Genomic DNA, 20,647 nt, shown 5'->3' on the forward strand with positions numbered 1-20,647 from the left:
AGCGTTCATCCTGAGCCAGGATCAAACTCTCCAATAAAGTTAGTTTGTCTAGCATCATAAAATAAAAATTGACGTTTCACGTTGTTTGTTTCGTTCAGTTTTCAAAGAACTAAAAGCGGGTGAAGAGAATCGAACTCTCGACCAGAGCTTGGAAGGCTCTTGTTTTACCACTAAACTACACCCGCGTGGTCGGGAAGACAGGATTTGAACCTGCGACCCCCTGGTCCCAAACCAGGTGCTCTACCAAGCTGAGCCACTTCCCGTAATTGGCGCGCCCGAGAGGAGTCGAACCCCTAACCTCTTGATCCGTAGTCAAACGCTCTATCCAATTGAGCTACGGGCGCTTATTCATGATGTTCTTTCGTCGTTGTATTTTGGCGACTCAATTATCTTATCATACTACATTTTCAAATGCAAGTACTTTTTTAAAAGATTTTTTGATGCGGCCGAGAGGACTTGAACCTCCACGGGGTTTCCCCCACTAGGCCCTCAACCTAGCGCGTCTGCCGTTCCGCCACGACCGCGCGGAAAAAACAAAAGTGAGCCATGAAGGACTCGAACCTTCGACCCTCTGATTAAAAGTCAGATGCTCTACCAACTGAGCTAATGGCTCGTAAATGGCTGGGCTAGCTGGATTCGAACCAGCGCATGACGGAGTCAAAGTCCGTTGCCTTACCGCTTGGCTATAGCCCATCGAAATACTTATCTTCTTTTCAAAGACAAATGTTATTGTACCATAATGACCAATAAAAAACAACTGCCAATTAGCAGAAGTTAAAATGGCGGTCCCGACCGGGGTCGAACCGGCGATCTCCTGCGTGACAGGCAGGCATGTTAACCACTACACCACGGGACCATTTAATCTTTACATTAATATCATTTTACTTTTCATTATAATATTATGGTGGAGGATGACGGGATCGAACCGCCGACCCCCTGCTTGTAAGGCAGGTGCTCTCCCAGCTGAGCTAATCCTCCGAAGTGGTGACCCGTACGGGATTCGAACCCGTGTTACCGCCGTGAAAGGGCGGTGTCTTAACCACTTGACCAACGGGCCAATATGAATGGCAGAGAAGAAGGGATTCGAACCCTCGCACCGCGTTCGCGATCTACTCCCTTAGCAGGGGAGCCCCTTGAGCCACTTGGGTACTTCTCTGTATGGCTCCGCAGGTAGGACTCGAACCTACGACCGATCGGTTAACAGCCGATAGCTCTACCACTGAGCTACTGCGGAATAATAAAGACAATTTGTATCTTATAAAAATTCTCATCGTAAGTCAAGAGGTTTTTTCACAACATCTTGTACAAACGTGACATGTTTATAATATACTGGATTACGTTTTCACTGTCAAGATGTTTTCTTTATCAGATTTAGTTTACCTTTACACTTTCCGCAGACATATCTTTTCGTATTAATTTGACGTCTTCTTACATATTGAAGCAAACACTCCATACATTCATATACATAAACCCTTTTTTCTTTCTCTGCATTCACCATACGTTTACAAAATCGTGGTGCATCAACTTCCTTTAATAGTTCTCGAAAATCCTTATCCCGATGCTTATACCCTCTTCCTGTAATATGTAAGTGATAATGACAAAGTTCATGTTTAACAATTCCAACTAATTCTTCTTTCCCATACATTTCGTAATATCGATAATTCAGTTCAATATTGTGTGTATTCAATAGATAACGCCCACCAGTTGTGCGCAATCTACTATTAAACATCACCTTATGTAAAAATGGCATTTCGAAATATTGTAGCGATACTTCTTCCACTAGCCGCTGTATTTCTTGCTCATCCATTTTCATTCCTCCTAAACAAAAAAATATTTTTACACTTTTCTCCTCTCTTATACATATATTAAATAGTACATATACCCATCCTCATTCAAGAAGCGTGGTTTCTAAAAACATAGCAAAAATAGAAATCCACTCACCAACCTCTCATCAATAGTACCTTACATTTATGAGAGTAGGATTAAACAAGGAGGGATTCCTATGCCTACATGGCTCAAAAAACAAATGCAACGCGCATATTTTGAAAAAAACCGGTATCAAATTAAATTATTAAATGAATGCTGGTTTTATTATAGCAAAATACATCAAAGTTCCTAATCCATTACACGTTTTGCCCTATAAAAAAAGAGCAGTTTCATCTGCTCTCTTCTCTTACTATTCAATTGGCAACATAGATAATGCAACGCGACCTTTTTTCGTATCAATATCATCTACCCATACTTTGACGATTTGTCCAACAGATACAACATCTAACGGATGCTTCACATATTGTTTGCTTAGTTTAGAAATATGTACTAACCCATCTTGTTTCACACCTACATCAACAAAAGCACCAAAATCAACAACGTTACGTACTGTTCCTTCCAGTTCCATACCACGTTTTAAATCTTCTAATTTCAAAATCCCTTTTTTCAGAAGCGGTTTAGGCAACTCATCCCTCATGTCTCGCTCTGGACTAATGAGTGCATCTATAATATCGACTAATGTTGGCTCTCCAATTCCCGTTTCTTCCGACAACTTAGAAATCTCCACTTCTTCTAAACTCTTTTGTAATTGTGGTTGCCCTACGTCATCTTTTGATAAACCTAGACTCTTTAATAACAATTCAACATTTTTATATTGTTCTGGGTGAATACCTGTACGGTCTAACGGGTTTGCCCCTTCTAATATACGTAAGAAACCTATACATTGTTCATAGGTCTTCGCACCTAGACGTGGTATTTTCTTTAAGTCTGTTCGTTTTGTAAATTTCCCTTCTTCTTCACGCTTTGCTACAATATTTTTCGCAACAGTTTTTGATAAGCCTGAAACATATTGCAACAACGCAACTGAAGCTGTATTTACATTCACACCGACTTGGTTAACTGCTGTCTCTACTACAAACGTTAATGATTCATTTAATCTTTTTTGAGACACATCATGTTGATATTGTCCAACCCCAACTGATTTAGGATCAATCTTTACAAGTTCAGCAAGTGGATCTTGCAGACGTCTACCGATAGAAACCGCACTTCTTTCTTCAACCTGTAAATCTGGGAATTCCTCACGGGCTAAATCAGAAGCCGAATACACACTCGCACCAGCTTCATTCACAATAATATAGAAGACTTCTCGTTTCACATTTTGTAATACATCAACTATAAATTCTTCTGATTCTCTAGAAGCTGTACCATTCCCAATCGCAATCATTTCAACCTGATATTTATCTATAATAGAAAGAACTTTCGCTTTTGCATCTTCATATTTACGCACTGGTGGATGCGGATAAATAACATCAATATATAGAACTTTCCCCGTATCGTCTACGATAGCTAATTTACAACCCGTTCTATATGCAGGGTCTACAGCTAACACAACCTTTCCTTTCATTGGAGGTTGTAATAACAAATTACGTAAGTTCTCAGAGAAAATATGTATTGCTTGTTCCTCAGCTGTTTCTGTTAATTCTTTTCGAATCTCCCTTTCAATAGAGGATTGAATTAATCGTTTATAACCATCCTCAATTGCTAACTTTACATACTGTGCACTTTTTGAATCGTTATTACGAATTACTTTCTTATATAAGAAAGTTACTATCTCATCTACTGGCGGAACAACAGAAACTCTCAATATATCTTCTTTCTCACCGCGATTCATCGCTAATACACGATGCGGCACGACTTTCTGCAACGGTTCTTCATAATCGTAATACATTTCATATATATTTTTTTCATCTTTCTCTTCATCTTTTACAGCCGAAGACATAACACCTTTTCTAAAAGTAACATTCCGAATCCAACTACGATATGCTGCTTCATCTGAAACGATTTCTGCAATAATGTCTTGAGCACCTTGTAATGCTTCTTCTGCAGATTGCACTTCTTTCTCGGCATTTATAAACTCCATTGCCTTCTGATTCGGATCTTCTTTTGTATATAACAATAACCATTCAGCTAATGGCTCTAGTCCTTTTTCTTTTGCAATCGTTGCTTTCGTTCTTCTCTTCTCTTTATATGGACGATATAAATCTTCTACTTCTTGCAACTTTGTAGCTTTCACAATTTGCTGACGTAATTCTCCTGTCAGTTTCCCCTTCTCATCAATAAGACGAAGAACCTCTTCTTTTCTATCTTCAAGCTGCATTATATATTGCCATCTCTCTAAAATCGTACGAATTTGCACTTCATCTAAAGAGCCTGTCCATTCTTTTCGGTAACGAGCAATAAATGGAACTGTGTTACCTTCTTCTGTTAATTGAATAACATGACGAACTTGCTTTTCGGTAAAGCCTAATTCCTTCACTAACATTTTCATTAACGCTTGTCGATTATCTACCATTTCCATATACAACCGTAACCTCCTCTATAATAAAAAAAGTTGCCCTTCAAAGAGAGCAACTTAAACTGCCGATTTAAAAATCTATTAGTCCTAAACTAATTTGTAGCGCTTCATCTACACGAATCATCATCACTTCATCTAAGTGAGTAATTTTGTCCGTTAAGCGCTGCTTATCGATTGTTCGAATCTGCTCAAGTAAAATAACAGAATCTCTCTCAAAACCGTACTTTTTCGCATCAATTTCCACATGAGTGGGTAATTTCGCTTTTTGAATCTGTGCAGTAATAGCCGCTACAATCACCGTTGGACTAAAACGATTTCCGATGTCATTTTGAATGACAAGAACCGGACGAACGCCTCCTTGCTCAGAACCAACAACTGGGGAAAGGTCTGCAAAATACACGTCGCCGCGTTTTACAATCAAAATATTACCCCCCGCTAACTAAGCGTTCTACTGTATGAGCTGCTTCATACTCTGCTAAGAAAGCTTCAGATGCAATACCAAGATTAATTTTTCCCATTTCAATGTACCCACGTCGCATTGATTCATGTTGGTAGCGTTTCTTCGTCTTATGTTGACGCAATAACAGTTGTGTTGCCTGGCAAATTAGTTCATGGCGATTCTTATTCTCTTGTTTTCCAATTCCGTCCAATTCCGTTACCATTTGCTTTGGCAACCGAACCACGATTTCAGTAGTTACACTTGATTCGGACACAAAAATACACCTCCACCGTCAACTACACACCCAAATATATATATGACACCTATTGTAATAATACCATTGTATGGAGCCTGTTGCAAAGACTTCCTTATTCCTTGCTTATGTTTTCCAATTCACAAACAAAACATTCATATTCTTTTATTTTTTATCTCATTACAACAAGAAACGAAAAAGTTTCCGTGCTAAATTCACGTTACATTATGTTAAAAGTAAAGATAAGTAAAAAGCTTCTCGTCAAAAATGAACTTATTCTTAACCAATGAACAGTCCTCTCACATGACAAGAAGCAAATCATACTACCTTCTATATATCGTTCAAATAATTGATTACTTCCACAACTTTACCATTCCGTATAAATATTCTCGGCACACGAAAACTGATCGTTGTAATAATTTCATAATTAATAGTCCCTGAATATTCCGCAACCTCCGTAGCGCTAATATATTCATCTCCTTGCCTTCCAATGAGTGTAACTTTCGTACCAAGAGGCACTTTACAAGGAAGATGAATCATGAATTGATCCATCGTTACTCGCCCTACAATCGGTACCCTTTTACCATTTACAAGCACTTCAAATCCTTGCAATCTTCTAAGCCAGCCATCTGCATAGCCAATTGCAACGGTCGCAATCCATTCTTCCGTCTTCGTTCGATAAGTGACGTTATAACTAATTCCATCCCCTTTAATCACCTGTTTAATATGAGCAACTTTCGTATGCAATGATAGCGCTGGTTCTAATTTAAACGGTAAAAAAGGGCGTATTTCTACAGATGGAGATAACCCATACATCGCAATGCCAATTCGTACTGCATTAAATGTAATCCCTTGAAAACGTAGCGTTGCAGCACTATTAGCTGTATGAACAAACTTAGGATCCACTCCGAATTCTTTCAACCAACTTAACTGCTCCAAAAATGTGTTATATTGCTTATCAAAGTAAGAAGTCTCCACCTCATCTGCCGTTGCAAAATGCGTATAAACTCCTTCCAATTCTAAGAATGGTGCACCTTCTAAGCTTTTTAAAAATCCTTTTAATTCTTTACGTTCACGTATTCCAATTCTCCCCATACCACTATCGAAATTAATATGGTATTTCATCGTAGACGAACCATCCCAAAGTTTGATTGCTTCATCTACCCATTCCTTTTGAAAAACAGTTAATGCTACATCATTTTCAGCAGCTACATTTATATCACGAGGAGGAGAAGGACCTAACACTAAAATCGGCGCAGTAATACCAGCTCTTCGAAGCACTAAAGCTTCATCTAAGAACGCAACTGCTAACCTTGTCGCCCCCGCTTCTAATGCTGTTTTAGCCACCGGTACATAATCGTGCCCATATGCATTCCCTTTAACAACGGCAAAAATTTCTACATCACTCGGGATAAATTCTTTAATATGTGTAACGTTGTTATAAATGGCATCTAAATCCACTTCCACCCAAGTGTCACGGTAAAATGGCGCTTCTTCCATAAACACACTTCCTTATACACGATATGCGAAGCTTATTCTTTTATATGCTTCTTTTATGAAATCCACCCTTCAAACTAAGAAAAGACGTGGTGCACATATATCACCACGTCTAAGAAGTTTACTTCACTTGCTTCTCTGTAACTGAACGAGCAACCATTAACAGCTCCTTCGGCTCTAAACCTTTAGACACGAGCATATATTCTACTCCGTTATGCGACCACGTTAAAGAGTCTTTCGTCAATGCTCCAATTGTAAAACCAAGATCAACCAATTCCCCGCTCACACTTATCGCTGACGAAGCCTCTGCAACTTTTGCCTTTTCTTGTATTAAAGTAAAGGATTTCTTACTTCCAGTGTATGTGAGTATCGCACGCTTGCCACTGTCTGTCTTCAACTCTTTTTCATCTTTCAAAGTCATACCTTGCGGCGTATCACGCGGATACAAAATAGCAAATGGTTTGTCTTCTTTCGCTGTTGTTTGAACATCTACTTGCGCTCTAGACATATTTTGTTTCGTATCAAATGCACCTTTATCAAATTTCGCGCCGAATTTCACTTTAGAGAAATCTACTTTCACAAGAACATTTTGATCATTATCCATTAACTTCACTGAAACTGGCGTTAAATCACTTTTCTTCAACGTAATCTCTTGTCTCGGCAACATGTTTTGATGCTGATAGTTTGTTTTTGTTTTAAAAATATAATGCTTATCTGTTTTTTCAAAAGTAAGGTTTTTCTTATCCTGTAAAATATCTCTCACAAGAGATTCGTATAAATAAGCCTGGCTACTATTTTGCGGCCAATCACTTTGGAAACGGAAACTCTTATTAAGAGCTGGCGTTAATACAAATACTCCTTCTTCATTCCTTAAAATAATTTGGCTTTGATCTTTTTTCGCATTCTGCAAATTCACACGATAAAAAGAAGGTTCCTTATGCCATATTTCTACCTTATACTCCTGAGGCTCATTCCCTGTTTTAATAGATAATTTCGCTTCAGCTTGATAGCTTTTCAACCCTTTTACTTTCGCTTCTAAATCTCTCACAACATCATCTTGTTTCTTTTCCATACAACCGGCCAACACAAAAACGGTTAATAAACCGACAAGAACTAAAAACAGACGCCTTTTCATCACTTCAGCCCCTTTGCCCCTATAAATGAATGGAAGATGTACCTTCCTTATCGCTACCACAAATATATGAGACAAAGATATAAAATATGCAGACTAGCGTGACGAGCTTTCTAAAACAACTTGAGCAACAGCAAATTCCTTACTATGACTAATTGATAAATGAACAATATGTTCTGTACTCGTAATAAGAATCGGCTTCCCTCTATCATCATTTCTCACTTCAATATCTAAAAAACTCACTTCTTTCCCAATACCAGTTCCTACCGCTTTTGAATACGCCTCTTTCGCTGCAAATCTTCCAGCTACAAACTCTGTAAGGCGGCTTCCCTTCAGCCCCTTAGCAACATTACGTTCACTTTCAGTTAAAATACGTTCTATAAATTTAAGCTTTCCATCTAGCATTTTTTCAATTCGATTCAATTCAATAATATCGATTCCAATCCCTACAATCATTTCAAAATCCCCTTCTTCTATTTAGCTTTCTTTTTTCATATTGTAAGAATAACAGAGAATCTTTCTGATGCAAAAGGAGTGATACTCACAATATGCTCATACCATCCGCCCGCATTTCCTTACAACCAATCGTCATCGCTTTACTTCTCTTACAATTAATTATGATTATATTAGGAAATTTTTCCCTATTTCCTATGGCAGCTTCTAATGAATATATCGCTAAAGGAGAATGGTGGCGTCTCATAACTTCCCTACTCGTACATGTAGACTTATCACATTTTCTTTCTAATAGTATTTGTTTATTCGTCCTTGGCTCTTCTATTGAAAAACAACTAGGCCACTTTTCTTTCATCATTATTTTTTTCCTTTCTGGCATTCTCGGAAATATTTTCTCTTATCTTATTATGCCCCATGAATATATTCATGCCGGGGCATCTGGTGGTATCTTCGGATTGCTAGGTGCACAGTTATTTCTAATGTATAGCCGCTATCGTTCTTCCAATCCAAGAGACATCGCTATTTTTTCAATCATGATATGTATATTACTACTATTCACTTTCTTCAATCCCTCTGCCAACCCTATCAGCCATTTAACAGGATTGATCATTGGTGGTATTTGCACCCCTTTATTAATAAAAAAACTCGATGGTGCAGAGCTCATTTAATATAAAAGCTCGCACCATCGATAATTTCCACATCTGTTTGTTTACTTAAATCCCTCATGAGTTGAAATAAAGACCCATCCTTCATCTTCGCTTCAATCATACAATCAATTTGTGGAACACTTCCCTTTATCTTTTTTAAAAAAGATAAAAAAGTATCTACATCAATAAAGTCCGCATGTGCTCTCGGGTCTTTTCCCTCTCTAGGACTAGAAATGTGCATTTTCACTGGTAACAAAGACGATTCCCACGTATGTACGACACGCGCCCAATCTTCATGCCAATCTTCTCGATCATGATTCATCATATGGTGATGTAAATCAAATACAACGGGAATGTCCAATTTTTCTCCTAAATATAATGTGTCCTCGAGCGTAAAAGTTGTATCATCATTTTCTAACATAATCATTTCCTGAATACCTCTTGGGACATTAGACCAATTCTCTATAAAACGCTCTAATGCAAGCTCTTTATCTTTATATCCACCCCCAACATGCATTACACATCGTTGCTTATGTTCAATCCCCATACCTTTTAATAATTTTCTATGCATCTGTAACGTCTTTACAGATTTTTTAAAAATATTCTCCTCAGCTGAATTGAGTACAACAAAATGATCTGGATGAAAATCAATACGCATATTCATTCGAATAGCGTAATCACCTAGCACTTTTAAATTTTCTTTTAAAGGGCGAATATAATTCCAATCTAACAACTCCTCATGATTCGCTAAAGGAATCAGCTTGGAACTAAGTCGAAAGAACGATATGTCATGTCCTTTATTATGCTTTAATAATCGTAAACAGTTTTCCAAATTCGAATTAGCAATTCTTTCAAGTTTACGAATCGCTGCTTCCCGATCATCTATTTTTTGAAACTGCGCGTACGTCATCGTTTGAGATGGAGATGCATTTTTCAAATGTACACTCATCGCGACATAGCCAAGCCTTACAAGCATGCGGCACCTCATTTCTACATAAGTTATTATGTAGTATGTACAATTACAGAAATAAAAAAAAGAGAATGCCGGCAAAGGGCATTCTCTTTTTTCATTATTAAGCTTGTGGCTTACGGCTATGATGTTTTCTTTCGCCGCGTCCGTTTGAAGATCCTGGGCGTCCTTGACCTTCGCCACGACGACCACGGTTACCATCACGGCTACCTTCACGATTGCGATCACGGTTACCGTCACGATTACGACCATCACGATTGCGGTCACGGTTACGACCATCGCCACCGCGTCCATCACGACTACGATTACGGTTACCATCACGGTATCCGCCTCCGTTACCGCCGCGTTTTTTAGAACCGCCACCTCTTGCAACAACTGGTGGTTCTGATGTTAAAGCGATTGGAGTTGTATCCGGCTCTTTTGTCATCATTTTTAAAGCAGCAGCTACTACTGTTACAGAGTCGTTCTCTTCTAACATTTCTTCTGCAATACGCTTGTAGTATGCTAAGTTTTCATTTTCAATTGTGCTTTGAAGTTTTTCAGCGATTAAACGTTGTTGACCTTCTAGTGCCTCGTCAAGTGTCGGTGCATCCATGCGGTCCATTTTACGTTTTGTTGTACGCTCGATATTTTTTAATTGTCCAGATTCACGTGGTGTTACAAATAGCATTGCAATACCTTTTTTACCTGCACGACCAGTACGGCCAATACGGTGAACATATGATTCTGGATCTTGTGGAATATCGAAGTTATATACGTGTGTTACGCCTGAAATATCAAGACCACGTGCAGCAACGTCTGTTGCAACAAGAACTTCAATAGAACCTTCTTTGAATTTACGTAATACAGACATACGTTTCGCCTGAGTTAAATCACCATGGATACCTTCTGCAGCATAACCACGTAAATTTAATGCCTCTGATAATTCATCAACACGACGCTTTGTACGACCGAACACAATCGCAAGCTCTGGAGATTGAATATCTAGTAAGCGTGTTAACACGTCAAACTTTTTCTTTTCTTGCACTTCTAAATAGAACTGCTGAATGTTTGGCATTGTTACTTCTTTTGCTTTTACTTTAATGTGTTGAGGCTCAGTCATGAAACGCTCAGCAATACGACGGATTGGGTCCGGCATTGTCGCTGAGAATAGTAATGTTTGATGTGTTTCTGGCACATCTGTTAAAATTGCTTCAATATCTTCAATGAAGCCCATGTTTAACATTTCATCCGCTTCGTCAAGAACAACTGTCTCTACGTTTTGTAAGCGAAGTGTTTTACGGTTAATATGATCTAAAATACGACCCGGCGTACCAACAATAATGTGTGGGTGTTTTTTTAGAGCACGAATTTGGCGGTTAATATCTTGACCACCGTAAATTGGTAAGATACGAACGCGTTTATGTTTACCAATTTTGTATAGCTCTTCTCCAACTTGAATTGCTAATTCACGCGTTGGCGCGATAACAATACCTTGAACCGATTCTTTATGTGTATCCACTTTATCTAATAGTGGTAATCCGAATGCTGCTGTTTTCCCTGTACCTGTTTGTGCTTGCCCAATAATATCCTTACCTTGCAATGCATGTGGAATTGTTTCAGCTTGAATTGGCGTAGCCTCTTCAAAGCCCATACTTTCAACAGATTGCAGTAAAGAATCACTTAATCCTAATTCTCGAAATGTTGTCAATGTTACTTCTCCTTTTCTATCCTATACTTATCATTTAAAAAAAGGCGTTTTCCGAATTTGCGGAAAAGCCCTTTTCCTGAATGCTCACGTATATAAACGGGCGTATATTCTTCACGAAAATACTTCTAAACGTTATTACACTTTATCAATTATAAGTTTTGTATGTGTAAAAAGCAAACCCAACTGTTACCTTATTTTCATATTAAGAGTTTTTTTCTTCACTTTTATTTTTTTATATTTACTGTAAGCGCTTATTATAAGTTTCTTCTTTTTTCGTTGCTATCATCCCTATTTATATACACCAATTATTTCAACATCGTAATTACTTCTTCCAATTTCATACCGCGAGATGCTTTGACTAATACAACATCTTTTGCATCGACTACTGCTTGCAACTCTTTTACTAACTCTTCTTTATTATCATAAGCCTTCACACGTTCGTTAGGGAAATTAATTTTCGCTCCCTCAGCAATTTGAGCCCCTAATTTACCATATGTGAACACATAGGAGATTTTTGCTGGATCGATTAATTTACCTACCTCATAATGAAACTGTACTTCTTGATCTCCAAGCTCTAACATATCGCCGAGAACAACAATTTTTTTAGAGAATCCATCTAAACCATTCATTAGGTGGAATGCTGCTTCCATAGCTGTTGGACTTGCATTATAAGCATCGTTGATAATTGTTAATCCACTATTTGTTTTTACAATTTCCATACGCATGCCTGTCATTTGAAGCGTTACTAAACCTTCTTTCATCTCTTCCCACGTTACACCAAAGTGTTTCGCAATTGCCATAGAAGCAAGCGTATTATACACATTGTGTTTCCCTAATACTGGTAGATAGAATGAAATGTTTTCTTCTCTATTCATTTTAAAGTGTGTCCCAGTTGCTTGTAACGTTACAGTCGTTGGATAATAATCATTTGCTCTAGCATCACCAAACGTAACTGTTTCAGCTATTAGATTCATTTCAGGAACACGATTTGTTAATAATGGCTCGTCTCCGTTATATACGAACACTCCACCTTCTTGTAATCCTGTCACAATTTCTAATTTCGCTTCAGCAATTGCCTCACGAGAGCCTAAATCCATTAAATGTGCTTCACCAATGTTCGTAATGATAGCTGCATTTGGACGAGCTAACTTAGATAGGAATTCAATTTCCCCGCGGCTTGACATTCCCATTTCTAATACAGCCACTTCTGTATTTTCTTCTAAGTTTAAAATAGTAAGAGGGAGCCCGATATGGTTATTGAAGTTTCCTTCTGTTTTTTGAACTTTGAATTTAGTCGCAAGAAGACTTGTTACAATATCTTTTGTAGATGTTTTACCGTTACTACCTGTCACACCAATCACTTTAACATCCAATTGGTCGCGATAGTTTTTTGCTAACATTTGTAATGCTGATAGCGTGTCTTCTACAAAAATAACCGGAAGATTCTCAGGTGGATTTGCTACATCTTTCATCCATAATGTCGCCACAGCTCCATTTTCAACAGCTTTATCTACAAAAGCATGTCCATCGAAACGTTCACCTTGAATCGGAACATATAAGTTTCCTTTTTCGATTTTTCTCGTATCAATAGACACTCCTTGTATAGTAATTCCCTCATACTGCTCTGCTAATCCCGTACCATTTGTCATTTGTTCTACTTGTTTTAACGTTCGATTTATCATAAAAACACTCCTTACATAGAGGAAGCACTATTCCTTCGAATAGTGCCTCCTCCTTTTTTTGTTAGATTGTATATTTAATTTTTTGTTTTTCTTCGTGACGCTCCATTGCTAAACGAATTAGCTCTTCAATTAATTCCGGATACGGTAATCCAGTATGTTGCCATAGTAGAGGGAACATACTAAACGGCGTAAATCCTGGCATCGTATTCACTTCGTTAATGTATACTTCTCCATCTTTCGTTAAGAAGAAATCAGCTCGCGTTAAGCCAGCACCATCTAACGATTGGAATGCAACAATCGCATCTCGCTTAATAACATTAGACTCTTCTTCTGTCATTTCAGCTGGAATAATTAACGCTGTATCACCATCGATGTATTTCGACTTATAATCATAGAAGTCTTTTTTAGGTACGATTTCACCTACAACTGAACATTTCGGTTCATCATTACCTAGTACACCAACTTCTACTTCACGTCCAACGATATTTTCTTCCACAATAATTTTACGGTCAAATTGGAATGCCTCTTCAAATGCATTCTCAAGTTCTTCACGATTTTTACACTTATTAATCCCAACACTTGAACCAAGGTTTGCTGGTTTTACGAAGCAAGGGTATCCTAATACTGCTTCTACTTTTTCATATGCTGTTTCACGATCTTTTTCCCATCCGCTACGAATGAACGATGCATATTTCGCTTGTTTCAATCCAGCTTCTGCAAAAATGTTTTTCATAACAACTTTATCCATACCAGCAGCAGATGCTAGAACACCATTTCCTACATAAGGAATGTTCATTAATTCTAATAATCCTTGAACCGTTCCATCTTCACCATTTGGTCCATGTAGTAATGGGAAAATAACGTCGATAGCATTTTCCTCAGCATTTGCAGATGGAATGATTTCTGTGCTTAAAGATAACGGAGAAATCGCATTTTCTGCACCGCTCATTTTTAGAACTTCAACATTTGTTACTTCGCCTTCAATACGCTCACCGCGCACCCATTGACCTTGTTCTGTAATATAAATTGGATGAATCTCGAATTTATCTTGATTTAATGCTTTAATAGCAGCAAGAGCCGTTTGTAGCGAAACTTGATGCTCAGCTGATTTTCCACCATATAATAAACCTAATTTAATTTTTGTCACTGAAATCACCCTAACCAATTGTTTTCATTTTTCTATTTTAGCACTTTTTATAAAAATAGGTAGTTCCTATTTGAAATAAAATGCAACTTCCACAAATAATTAAATGACACCACTTATTGGTTCTCTATACTTTTTCCACTTAACTTTCTTGATAAATATATAAAGTGAAACTTTAATCAGTGGGGGGCTTCATCCCCTACTGATTATTAGTTGAACCAATCGGACTTTTATGGGCAGTTGATCCCCCACCTAAATTCCTTACTTTCGCTGAATTTTGAGGTGGGGGTCTTACTGCCCATTAAAGTGGGATAAAATTGCAATCCAACCTAGTTATGTACCTAAAATATGTAGAAATCCCCTTTTTGTGTATGTCATCTAATTATTAAGAAGATTGTTTGGTTAGTGTGCTTTTTTGCCTTTGTTCAACGAGACGGTCTAAAGAAATATATACAATACCTGCAACTACACAACCGAAAGCTAAAATTGTAAATAGAAAGTGGCCAAGTAATCGGTCTAATAAAAAACCTCCAAGAAGTGGACCGAATGCACTTCCTGTAATCCACTGCAAACTTGCAGCTCCCATATAAGTCCCTCTTAAATGCTCAGGAGCCAAATTCGCTACAAACGTCATCTGTACAGGCGACATAATCATCTCACCTAACGTATATATGGCATACACAAACAGTAACGTTATTAAAATAATTGTAGCATTTGTATCAAGTCCTCCAAACCACTTCGGTAACCACCCTATAAAAAATAACCCAATCCCAAACAAACATGCACCATATAACATCGTCTTTCCAACAGGTTTATCCGTGACCCATTTTGAAATTTGAAATTGGAACAACACAACTAATAGTCCATTTAAAGCCATTAAATATGGATATGGATTGTTAGTTCCAAAAATACCTTTCATTTCATTGTCAAAGTGCAGTGGCAACATGCCTTCTGTTTGAGAAAATCCCATCGAAATAATGATACCTGCTAATAAATAAATCATGAGTGCCTTATCTCGCAATACAATTTTCCACACTGCTCCTGATTCTTTTTCTGTATCACCTTCTTTATTCGTACTCTTTGGCATTGTCTCTTGAATAAGGACGAATACAAGTAATGCATAAAATAACATCGTAGATGCGGCAATAATAAACACAAGGTTCTTCGATAACATAACTACTGAAGCCCCCATTATCGGACCAATTGCAGCACCTATATTGTGCCCCATTCGTAATAAACCATATGCTTCTGTTCTTTTTTCTGGCGCCGTTACATCCGCAACCATCGCTGATGCAGCTGGATGAAATAACGAATTACTTAATCCTAAAAAAATAGATAAAATCGCATACGGAATAAATCCTTCTATAAATAAAAAACCGAGCATTAATACTGCATTACTCGCCATCGAAAATATCATAATCGGTTTTCTTCCATATATATCAGCAATCCTTCCTCCTATAATTGCTCCAAAGCTTGCAGCAATTGGAGAAAGCGCCATAATCACTCCAACCTGTAATAAAGAATCCACCTTATCTTTTAAATATAATGCAAAAAACGGCATCAACATCATCATCGCAATTCCATTTAACGTCTCTCCAATAAACCGAATCCATACGTTACGGTCCATCTCCCGTAATTCACGCCACGTATTCTTCATAAATTACCCCCTTAGTTCCCCAACAATTATATTATATATAGAATCAGAAAAATACAAATTTTCAAACTAAAAATTACCACATTAATCTTTGTCGAAATAAGTAGAAATTCTTATGAATACGCATTATCTTGATCATTCTTTCTATATATCTTTCTATAACTTTTTTTGGTATTATTATACATGTCGATTCCATAAAAGAGGCATGCTTCGTTATTGAGCATGCCTCTTTTTATTTATTTCACAGTATATGATCCCTCTTCAATCCAGCTATACATATATTTTTCATCTTCTGTTTCATGTGCTTGTTTTACAATACGAAGCGGACGGAATGTATCTATCATAACAGCTAATTCAAGCGTTTCTTTTTTCCCTATACTCGCCTCTGTTTTCCCAGGATGTGGACCGTGAGGAATGCCGCTCGGATGAAGTGTAATAGACCCTTCCTCCACACCTTTTCGGCTCATAAAGTTACCTTCTACATAGTACAGTACTTCATCACTATTCACGTTACTATGATAATACGGTGCCGGAATAGATTCTGGATGATAGTCATATAAACGTGGTACGAAAGAACAAATAACGAAATTGTGACCCTCGAACGTTTGATGTACTGGAGGTGGCTGATGAATACGACCTGTAATTGGTTCAAAGTCCTCTACATTAAAGACCCACGGATATAAATAGCCATCCCAACCAACAACGTCTAACGGATGATGTCCTAAAACATGTTTATGCATATATCCCCTCGACTTTGTCATTACGACAAACTCACCTTTTTCATCATACGTCTCTAATTTTTCAGGACCACGAATATCTCTCTCACAAAACGGACTATGCTCTAGCAATTGTCCATATTCATTACGATAGCGACGCGGTGTTGTAATTTGACTATTTGCCTCTACAACAAGAAACTTAGTCTCTCCTTCATCCGGAATAACACGATAAATCGTTCCAATTGGAATTGTTACATAATCGCCTTTTCGATAATGAATCGTTCCAAACATCGTTTCAATTTTTCCTGTTCCGTAATGGACAAACAACATTTCATCGCCATCACCATTACGGTAGAAATAGTCCATTTTTTCTGTTGGGCTCACTACTCCGATTAATAAATCCTCATTCCCAAGTATAAAGTTTCTTCCGCTTACTGCATCACCACTTTTTTTATTTTCTTTCGTGCGAAAGTGACGATGAGAAAGAGCAACATCTTCTTCATACTGCAACTGACAAGAATGAGATAATGCCGCATGCCCTACTTCCGTTGGCATATAATGATGATACAAAATAGATTGCGTACCAGAAAAACCTTTTGTTCCCATTACCTGTTCACGATAAAGCGACCCATCTTTTTTACGGAATTGTACATGTCGTTTATGAGGTAGCTCCCCCATGTGACGATAAAACATGCCCATCACCTGCTTCCCTTTCTATTTTGACCGTATTACGTAATGTACCTAAACCAGTAATCGTAAGTTCTACCACATCACCATCTTGTAGCCACTCTTCTGTGCCTAGTTCTAAAATACAACCTGTTCCTACTGTTCCAGAACCAATCACATCGCCTGGATATAACGTAACGTCTTCCGAAGCACGTTCAATCATTTCAGCAAATGTATAGTAAATATCTTGGAAGTTCCCTTTTGATAATAGCTTTCCATTTACATGAGCAGTCATCTCTAACTCATAACGGTCACCATTACGATAAATATCTAGTTCCTCTTTCGTAACAAGGTACGCTCCTAATGAAGTTGCAAAATCTTTTCCTTTCGCTGGACCAAGTCCTACCTTCATTTCTGTTGCTTGTAAGTCCCTTGCACTCCAATCATTCATAATACAATAACCAAAAATATATTCCTCTGCTTGCTCACGAGAAATATTTCTTCCTTCTTTCCCAATTACGCAAGCAATCTCTAACTCATAATCAAGTTTTTTAGATTTCTTCGGACTAATTACAACATCATCTGGACCAATTACAGCACGATGGTTCGTAAAATAAAAAACCGGTATATCGTACCATTCAGGTACAACATCTAACCCTCTTCGGCTACGTGCCGTTTTTACGTGCTGTTCAAATGCATAAAAATCCCTAATACTACTCGGATTAGGAATCGCTGCCGCTAATTGCACTTCCTCTAAAGAATATATGCCCTTTTCCGGATTATTAATATTACGCAACACTTCTACATACTCATCCGCTTTCTCTAAAAAGGCGAACATAGAAGAAGGTAATTTTCCACCACTAGCAAGATTCATATCGATTACTTTGTCACCTTCAAGCCATCCAGCTCGCATTTCTTTTGAAGGAAGACGAAATGTAACAAATTTCATCATGATTCCTCCTTATGAAAATGAAATTTCCACCAGCAAAAGAATGATTGCTGGTGGATATAAATTTTATAAATTCCCGCGACGCTCTTGTTCTCTTTCAATTGATTCGAATAACGCTTTAAAGTTTCCTTCTCCAAATCCACGAGAACCTTTACGCTGAATGATTTCAATAAATAAAGTTGGACGATCTACAATTGGTTTCGTAAAGATTTGTAGTAAGTATCCTTCATCATCGCGATCTACTAAAATCTTTAATTCTTTCAACTTATCAATTTCCTCATCAATTTTTCCAACTCGTGCAGTTAACTCATCATAATAAGTATCTGGTGTATCTAAAAACTCCACACCATTTGCACGTAGCGCTTCTACTGTTTTAACAATGTCATTTGTTAGTAAAGCAAGATGCTGTACACCTGCTCCATTATAAAACTCTAGATATTCTTGAATTTGTGATTTTCTCTTTCCATCTGCTGGCTCGTTAATAGGGAACTTAATACGACTTCCATTTGTCATAACCTTCGACATTAATGCTGAATACTCTGTACTAATATCATCATCATCAAAATGGATCATTTGTTTAAAGCCCATAACGTTCTCGTAATAACTAACCCACTCTTCCATCTTTTCAACATTACCAACTACATGGTCTACAGCAATTAAACCTGACTCTTCAAATGGAATATCAAACTCAGCCTTTTGGAATCCTGGCATAAATGTTCCTTTATAATTTTTACGCTCTACAAGCGTATGAATTGTATCACCATACGTACCAATAACTGCTTTTTTCAATGTACCGTTCTCATCTGTTAACTCTACAGGCGGAGCAATTGCGACGGCACCACGTTTCACCGCTTCTGAGTATGCTTTATCAACATCGTCAACAAGTAATGCCACATCTTTCACGCCATCACCATGAGTCTTTACAAACTCTGCAATACGATTGTCACTATTTAAAGCCCCAGACACAACGAAACGCATATTTTTTTGCACAAGAACATAAGATACTTTTTCACGATTACCAGTTTCTAATCCAGAGTAAGCCACAATTTTGAATCCGAATGCTCTCGCAAGATAATAACTTGATTGCTTTGCATTTCCTACGTAAAATTCCAAATGATCTACATCACGTACCGGAAAAAAGTCCTCCATTTGTGCAGCTAGCGTATCCATAGATTTTTGTTTCATAAAATCCTCATCCCCCTGTAAATAGATTAAATGGTTCATACTTAAAACCAACCGAAAACGCTTCCAACATCAATTAATAGAAATTAGTTAGCAAGCTAACAAATTCTGACCTTTAAAATTTTCTATCTTTTCTGTCAAATTCCTCTTTTTTTCTTACATATAAAATTCGACTTTTTTCTCTTTAAAATATAGAGGGGCTATTCATACTTGAAGGGATATATAGAAGAAAAATAAAAAAGACCCCAACATATTAATTACTTACTAATATGCTAGAGTCTTTATTTTTTTTGAATAATTGTATTTATATGTCTCATACTAATACTTTTGCAAGGAATAGAATAAATGATGTTAATACTACCGCTCCACCTAATGATCCTAATAAATCTGTTTTTGTTACTTGTAACACTTGTTCACTGTTCATATTCCTCATTCTCCTTTCGTTTTATAGGATTTAAAACTTCTATTACACTAATACACTTGATAGAAATACGATTAATGCTGTTAATACTACTGCTCCACTTGCTGATCCTACGAAGTCACCTTTTGTTACTTGTAATACTTGCTCTTTCATATTTTTCATTCTCCCTTCTTTTATTACAAAACTTTTATTATACTAACACGCTTGATAGAAATACGATTAGTGCTGTTAATACTACTGCTCCACTTGCTGATCCTACGAAGTCACCTTTTGTTACTTGTAATACTTGCTCTTTCATATTTTCCATTCTCCCTTCATTTGTTTTTTGTTACAAAACTTCTATTATACTAATACGCTTGATAGGAATACGATTAACGCTGTTAATACTACTGCTCCACTTGCTGATCCTACGAAGTCACCTTTTGTTACTTGTAATACTTGCTCTTTCATATTATGTATCCTCCTTTTTAATAAGTTATCTATATGTAATTTCTAAGAAATGTTTATTTCATAGTTTTTATGTTAGTGTTACATTGAATTTGATAACGTAACGTTTGTAACATTAATGTAACATAACTATTGTTACCTTGCAATATAATTACGTAAATTTTATTACACTTTTTTTACGTTTTTTTATAAACACCCTTAAAAACCTTGTTTTAATGCAGATTCTACTAAGTTTATGTTCGTAATGTTATTGTAACATTACAGTCATATAACGAAATATCGCCATACTCACCTCTACTTTTGTTACAAATTAAAGTACATATTCAAATAAATACGTTAGAATCTATCAAACGATTACTAACA

21 protein-coding genes and 11 tRNA genes are annotated in these 20,647 nt (G+C 37.2%); 2 read left to right on the top strand and 30 right to left on the bottom strand.

Going from position 1 to position 20,647, the window contains the following annotated elements; all coding sequences use genetic code 11:
* Positions 1 to 114: 114 nt before the first annotated feature.
* The 12 genes from MR147_RS23295 to MR147_RS23350 form a co-directional block, all read right to left on the bottom strand.
* Positions 115 to 185: transfer RNA gene (locus tag MR147_RS23295), tRNA-Gly, on the bottom strand.
* Between the two features lies 1 nt (position 186).
* A tRNA-Pro gene (locus MR147_RS23300) sits at positions 187 to 263 on the bottom strand.
* A gap of 4 nt (positions 264 to 267) precedes the next feature.
* Positions 268 to 344, bottom strand: a tRNA-Arg gene (locus MR147_RS23305).
* A gap of 97 nt (positions 345 to 441) precedes the next feature.
* Positions 442 to 524, bottom strand: a tRNA-Leu gene (locus MR147_RS23310).
* 16 nt (positions 525 to 540) lie between these two features.
* A tRNA-Lys gene (locus MR147_RS23315) sits at positions 541 to 613 on the bottom strand.
* A 5-nt stretch (positions 614 to 618) separates the two neighbouring features.
* Positions 619 to 693 (bottom strand) — tRNA-Gln (locus MR147_RS23320).
* 87 nt (positions 694 to 780) lie between these two features.
* Positions 781 to 856: transfer RNA gene (locus MR147_RS23325), tRNA-Asp, on the bottom strand.
* Positions 857 to 902: 46 nt separating this feature from the next.
* Positions 903 to 978, bottom strand: a tRNA-Val gene (locus MR147_RS23330).
* A 4-nt stretch (positions 979 to 982) separates the two neighbouring features.
* Positions 983 to 1,057 (bottom strand) — tRNA-Glu (locus tag MR147_RS23335).
* An 8-nt stretch (positions 1,058 to 1,065) separates the two neighbouring features.
* Positions 1,066 to 1,156: transfer RNA gene (locus MR147_RS23340), tRNA-Ser, on the bottom strand.
* Positions 1,157 to 1,159: 3 nt separating this feature from the next.
* A tRNA-Asn gene (locus tag MR147_RS23345) sits at positions 1,160 to 1,234 on the bottom strand.
* A gap of 114 nt (positions 1,235 to 1,348) precedes the next feature.
* A complete protein-coding gene (locus MR147_RS23350; RefSeq protein WP_242304781.1) occupies positions 1,349 to 1,807 on the bottom strand; it encodes a SprT family protein in 459 nt (152 codons plus the stop codon).
* 195 nt (positions 1,808 to 2,002) lie between these two features.
* Here MR147_RS23350 and cmpA point away from each other — a divergent pair, with 195 nt between their 5' ends.
* Positions 2,003 to 2,119: a cortex morphogenetic protein CmpA gene (gene cmpA / locus MR147_RS23355; protein ID WP_001143642.1), complete on the top strand. Its 117-nt coding sequence runs from the start codon at positions 2,003 to 2,005 to the stop codon at positions 2,117 to 2,119.
* A gap of 57 nt (positions 2,120 to 2,176) precedes the next feature.
* Here the strand turns inward: cmpA and MR147_RS23360 are convergent, their stop codons facing one another.
* The 6 genes from MR147_RS23360 to acpS form a co-directional block, all read right to left on the bottom strand.
* Positions 2,177 to 4,345: a Tex family protein gene (locus MR147_RS23360; protein ID WP_074608827.1), complete on the bottom strand. Its 2,169-nt coding sequence runs from the start codon at positions 4,343 to 4,345 to the stop codon at positions 2,177 to 2,179.
* Positions 4,346 to 4,412: 67 nt separating this feature from the next.
* On the bottom strand, positions 4,413 to 4,763 hold the full coding sequence (gene ndoA / locus MR147_RS23365) for a type II toxin-antitoxin system endoribonuclease NdoA (protein WP_000635963.1): 351 nt from the start codon (positions 4,761 to 4,763) through the stop codon (positions 4,413 to 4,415).
* 4 nt (positions 4,764 to 4,767) lie between these two features.
* Positions 4,768 to 5,055, bottom strand: coding sequence for an antitoxin EndoAI (locus tag MR147_RS23370; protein ID WP_000004570.1), 288 nt, complete (start codon positions 5,053 to 5,055; stop codon positions 4,768 to 4,770).
* A gap of 309 nt (positions 5,056 to 5,364) precedes the next feature.
* Positions 5,365 to 6,534, bottom strand: a complete 1,170-nt coding sequence (gene alr, locus MR147_RS23375; RefSeq protein ID WP_000390601.1) for an alanine racemase — start codon at positions 6,532 to 6,534, stop codon at positions 5,365 to 5,367.
* Positions 6,535 to 6,652: 118 nt separating this feature from the next.
* On the bottom strand, positions 6,653 to 7,603 hold the full coding sequence (locus MR147_RS23380) for a LolA family protein (protein ID WP_139302829.1): 951 nt from the start codon (positions 7,601 to 7,603) through the stop codon (positions 6,653 to 6,655).
* 156 nt (positions 7,604 to 7,759) lie between these two features.
* Positions 7,760 to 8,119: a holo-ACP synthase gene (gene acpS / locus MR147_RS23385; protein WP_046199355.1), complete on the bottom strand. Its 360-nt coding sequence runs from the start codon at positions 8,117 to 8,119 to the stop codon at positions 7,760 to 7,762.
* Positions 8,120 to 8,211: 92 nt separating this feature from the next.
* Between acpS and MR147_RS23390 the strand changes: the two genes are divergently transcribed.
* Complete coding sequence (locus MR147_RS23390; RefSeq protein WP_074608831.1) at positions 8,212 to 8,784, top strand: rhomboid family intramembrane serine protease; 573 nt, start codon at positions 8,212 to 8,214, stop codon at positions 8,782 to 8,784.
* On the opposite strand, the gene uvsE is transcribed toward MR147_RS23390, so the two are convergent.
* From uvsE to MR147_RS23450, 12 genes are all read right to left on the bottom strand, one after another.
* A complete protein-coding gene (gene uvsE / locus MR147_RS23395) occupies positions 8,777 to 9,739 on the bottom strand; it encodes a UV DNA damage repair endonuclease UvsE (RefSeq protein WP_242304782.1) in 963 nt (320 codons plus the stop codon). The two genes, MR147_RS23390 and uvsE, sit on opposite strands and share 8 nt — an antisense overlap.
* A gap of 97 nt (positions 9,740 to 9,836) precedes the next feature.
* Positions 9,837 to 11,423, bottom strand: a complete 1,587-nt coding sequence (cshA, locus tag MR147_RS23400) for a degradosome RNA helicase CshA (protein WP_000206583.1) — start codon at positions 11,421 to 11,423, stop codon at positions 9,837 to 9,839.
* 305 nt (positions 11,424 to 11,728) lie between these two features.
* Positions 11,729 to 13,105 (bottom strand): UDP-N-acetylmuramoyl-tripeptide--D-alanyl-D-alanine ligase, encoded by a 1,377-nt coding sequence (gene murF / locus MR147_RS23405; protein WP_000610683.1) that lies wholly within the window; start codon positions 13,103 to 13,105, stop codon positions 11,729 to 11,731.
* A gap of 61 nt (positions 13,106 to 13,166) precedes the next feature.
* Positions 13,167 to 14,252 carry a D-alanine--D-alanine ligase gene (locus MR147_RS23410; protein WP_074608834.1) on the bottom strand — a complete coding sequence of 362 codons (1,086 nt, stop codon included), beginning with the start codon at positions 14,250 to 14,252 and terminating at the stop codon, positions 13,167 to 13,169.
* A gap of 382 nt (positions 14,253 to 14,634) precedes the next feature.
* Complete coding sequence (locus MR147_RS23415; protein WP_074608836.1) at positions 14,635 to 15,906, bottom strand: MDR family MFS transporter; 1,272 nt, start codon at positions 15,904 to 15,906, stop codon at positions 14,635 to 14,637.
* A gap of 233 nt (positions 15,907 to 16,139) precedes the next feature.
* Entirely contained in the window at positions 16,140 to 17,312 is a 1,173-nt protein-coding gene (locus MR147_RS23420; protein ID WP_000499916.1) for a homogentisate 1,2-dioxygenase, read from the bottom strand.
* Positions 17,278 to 18,234 carry a fumarylacetoacetate hydrolase family protein gene (locus MR147_RS23425; RefSeq protein WP_074608839.1) on the bottom strand — a complete coding sequence of 319 codons (957 nt, stop codon included), beginning with the start codon at positions 18,232 to 18,234 and terminating at the stop codon, positions 17,278 to 17,280. The genes MR147_RS23420 and MR147_RS23425 overlap by 35 nt, the downstream gene beginning before the upstream one ends.
* A gap of 66 nt (positions 18,235 to 18,300) precedes the next feature.
* Entirely contained in the window at positions 18,301 to 19,419 is a 1,119-nt protein-coding gene (gene hppD / locus MR147_RS23430) for a 4-hydroxyphenylpyruvate dioxygenase (protein ID WP_074608841.1), read from the bottom strand.
* A 310-nt stretch (positions 19,420 to 19,729) separates the two neighbouring features.
* Positions 19,730 to 19,849 (bottom strand): DUF3948 family protein, encoded by a 120-nt coding sequence (locus MR147_RS23435; RefSeq protein WP_001984893.1) that lies wholly within the window; start codon positions 19,847 to 19,849, stop codon positions 19,730 to 19,732.
* Positions 19,850 to 19,882: 33 nt separating this feature from the next.
* On the bottom strand, positions 19,883 to 19,999 hold the full coding sequence (locus tag MR147_RS23440; protein WP_001984868.1) for a DUF3948 family protein: 117 nt from the start codon (positions 19,997 to 19,999) through the stop codon (positions 19,883 to 19,885).
* A gap of 28 nt (positions 20,000 to 20,027) precedes the next feature.
* Positions 20,028 to 20,135 carry a DUF3948 family protein gene (locus MR147_RS23445; protein WP_000664237.1) on the bottom strand — a complete coding sequence of 36 codons (108 nt, stop codon included), beginning with the start codon at positions 20,133 to 20,135 and terminating at the stop codon, positions 20,028 to 20,030.
* Positions 20,136 to 20,179: 44 nt separating this feature from the next.
* Positions 20,180 to 20,287: a DUF3948 family protein gene (locus MR147_RS23450; RefSeq protein WP_000664237.1), complete on the bottom strand. Its 108-nt coding sequence runs from the start codon at positions 20,285 to 20,287 to the stop codon at positions 20,180 to 20,182.
* Positions 20,288 to 20,647 lie beyond the last annotated feature (360 nt).

This window comes from Bacillus cereus group sp. BfR-BA-01350 (assembly GCF_022663775.1).
GTDB classification, from domain to species: domain Bacteria; phylum Bacillota; class Bacilli; order Bacillales; family Bacillaceae_G; genus Bacillus_A; species Bacillus_A paranthracis.

What these genes read in the sequence shown, in the direction of transcription:
- MR147_RS23435 (WP_001984893.1), bottom strand. Translation starts at nt 19,849, where the DNA reads ATGAGGAATATGAACAGTGAACAAGTGTTACAAGTAACAAAAACAGAT.
- MR147_RS23440 (WP_001984868.1), bottom strand. Translation starts at nt 19,999, where the DNA reads ATGAAAAATATGAAAGAGCAAGTATTACAAGTAACAAAAGGTGACTTC.
- MR147_RS23420 (WP_000499916.1), bottom strand. Translation starts at nt 17,312, where the DNA reads ATGTTTTATCGTCACATGGGGGAGCTACCTCATAAACGACATGTACAA.
- MR147_RS23390 (WP_074608831.1), top strand. Translation starts at nt 8,212, where the DNA reads ATGCTCATACCATCCGCCCGCATTTCCTTACAACCAATCGTCATCGCT.
- MR147_RS23425 (WP_074608839.1), bottom strand. Translation starts at nt 18,234, where the DNA reads ATGAAATTTGTTACATTTCGTCTTCCTTCAAAAGAAATGCGAGCTGGA.
- cmpA (WP_001143642.1), top strand. Translation starts at nt 2,003, where the DNA reads ATGCCTACATGGCTCAAAAAACAAATGCAACGCGCATATTTTGAAAAA.
- MR147_RS23360 (WP_074608827.1), bottom strand. Translation starts at nt 4,345, where the DNA reads ATGGAAATGGTAGATAATCGACAAGCGTTAATGAAAATGTTAGTGAAG.
- MR147_RS23415 (WP_074608836.1), bottom strand. Translation starts at nt 15,906, where the DNA reads ATGAAGAATACGTGGCGTGAATTACGGGAGATGGACCGTAACGTATGG.
- MR147_RS23445 (WP_000664237.1), bottom strand. Translation starts at nt 20,135, where the DNA reads ATGAAAGAGCAAGTATTACAAGTAACAAAAGGTGACTTCGTAGGATCA.
- MR147_RS23450 (WP_000664237.1), bottom strand. Translation starts at nt 20,287, where the DNA reads ATGAAAGAGCAAGTATTACAAGTAACAAAAGGTGACTTCGTAGGATCA.
- uvsE (WP_242304782.1), bottom strand. Translation starts at nt 9,739, where the DNA reads ATGCTTGTAAGGCTTGGCTATGTCGCGATGAGTGTACATTTGAAAAAT.
- MR147_RS23350 (WP_242304781.1), bottom strand. Translation starts at nt 1,807, where the DNA reads ATGGATGAGCAAGAAATACAGCGGCTAGTGGAAGAAGTATCGCTACAA.
- MR147_RS23380 (WP_139302829.1), bottom strand. Translation starts at nt 7,603, where the DNA reads ATGGAAAAGAAACAAGATGATGTTGTGAGAGATTTAGAAGCGAAAGTA.
- murF (WP_000610683.1), bottom strand. Translation starts at nt 13,105, where the DNA reads ATGATAAATCGAACGTTAAAACAAGTAGAACAAATGACAAATGGTACG.
- hppD (WP_074608841.1), bottom strand. Translation starts at nt 19,419, where the DNA reads ATGAAACAAAAATCTATGGATACGCTAGCTGCACAAATGGAGGACTTT.
- acpS (WP_046199355.1), bottom strand. Translation starts at nt 8,119, where the DNA reads ATGATTGTAGGGATTGGAATCGATATTATTGAATTGAATCGAATTGAA.
- alr (WP_000390601.1), bottom strand. Translation starts at nt 6,534, where the DNA reads ATGGAAGAAGCGCCATTTTACCGTGACACTTGGGTGGAAGTGGATTTA.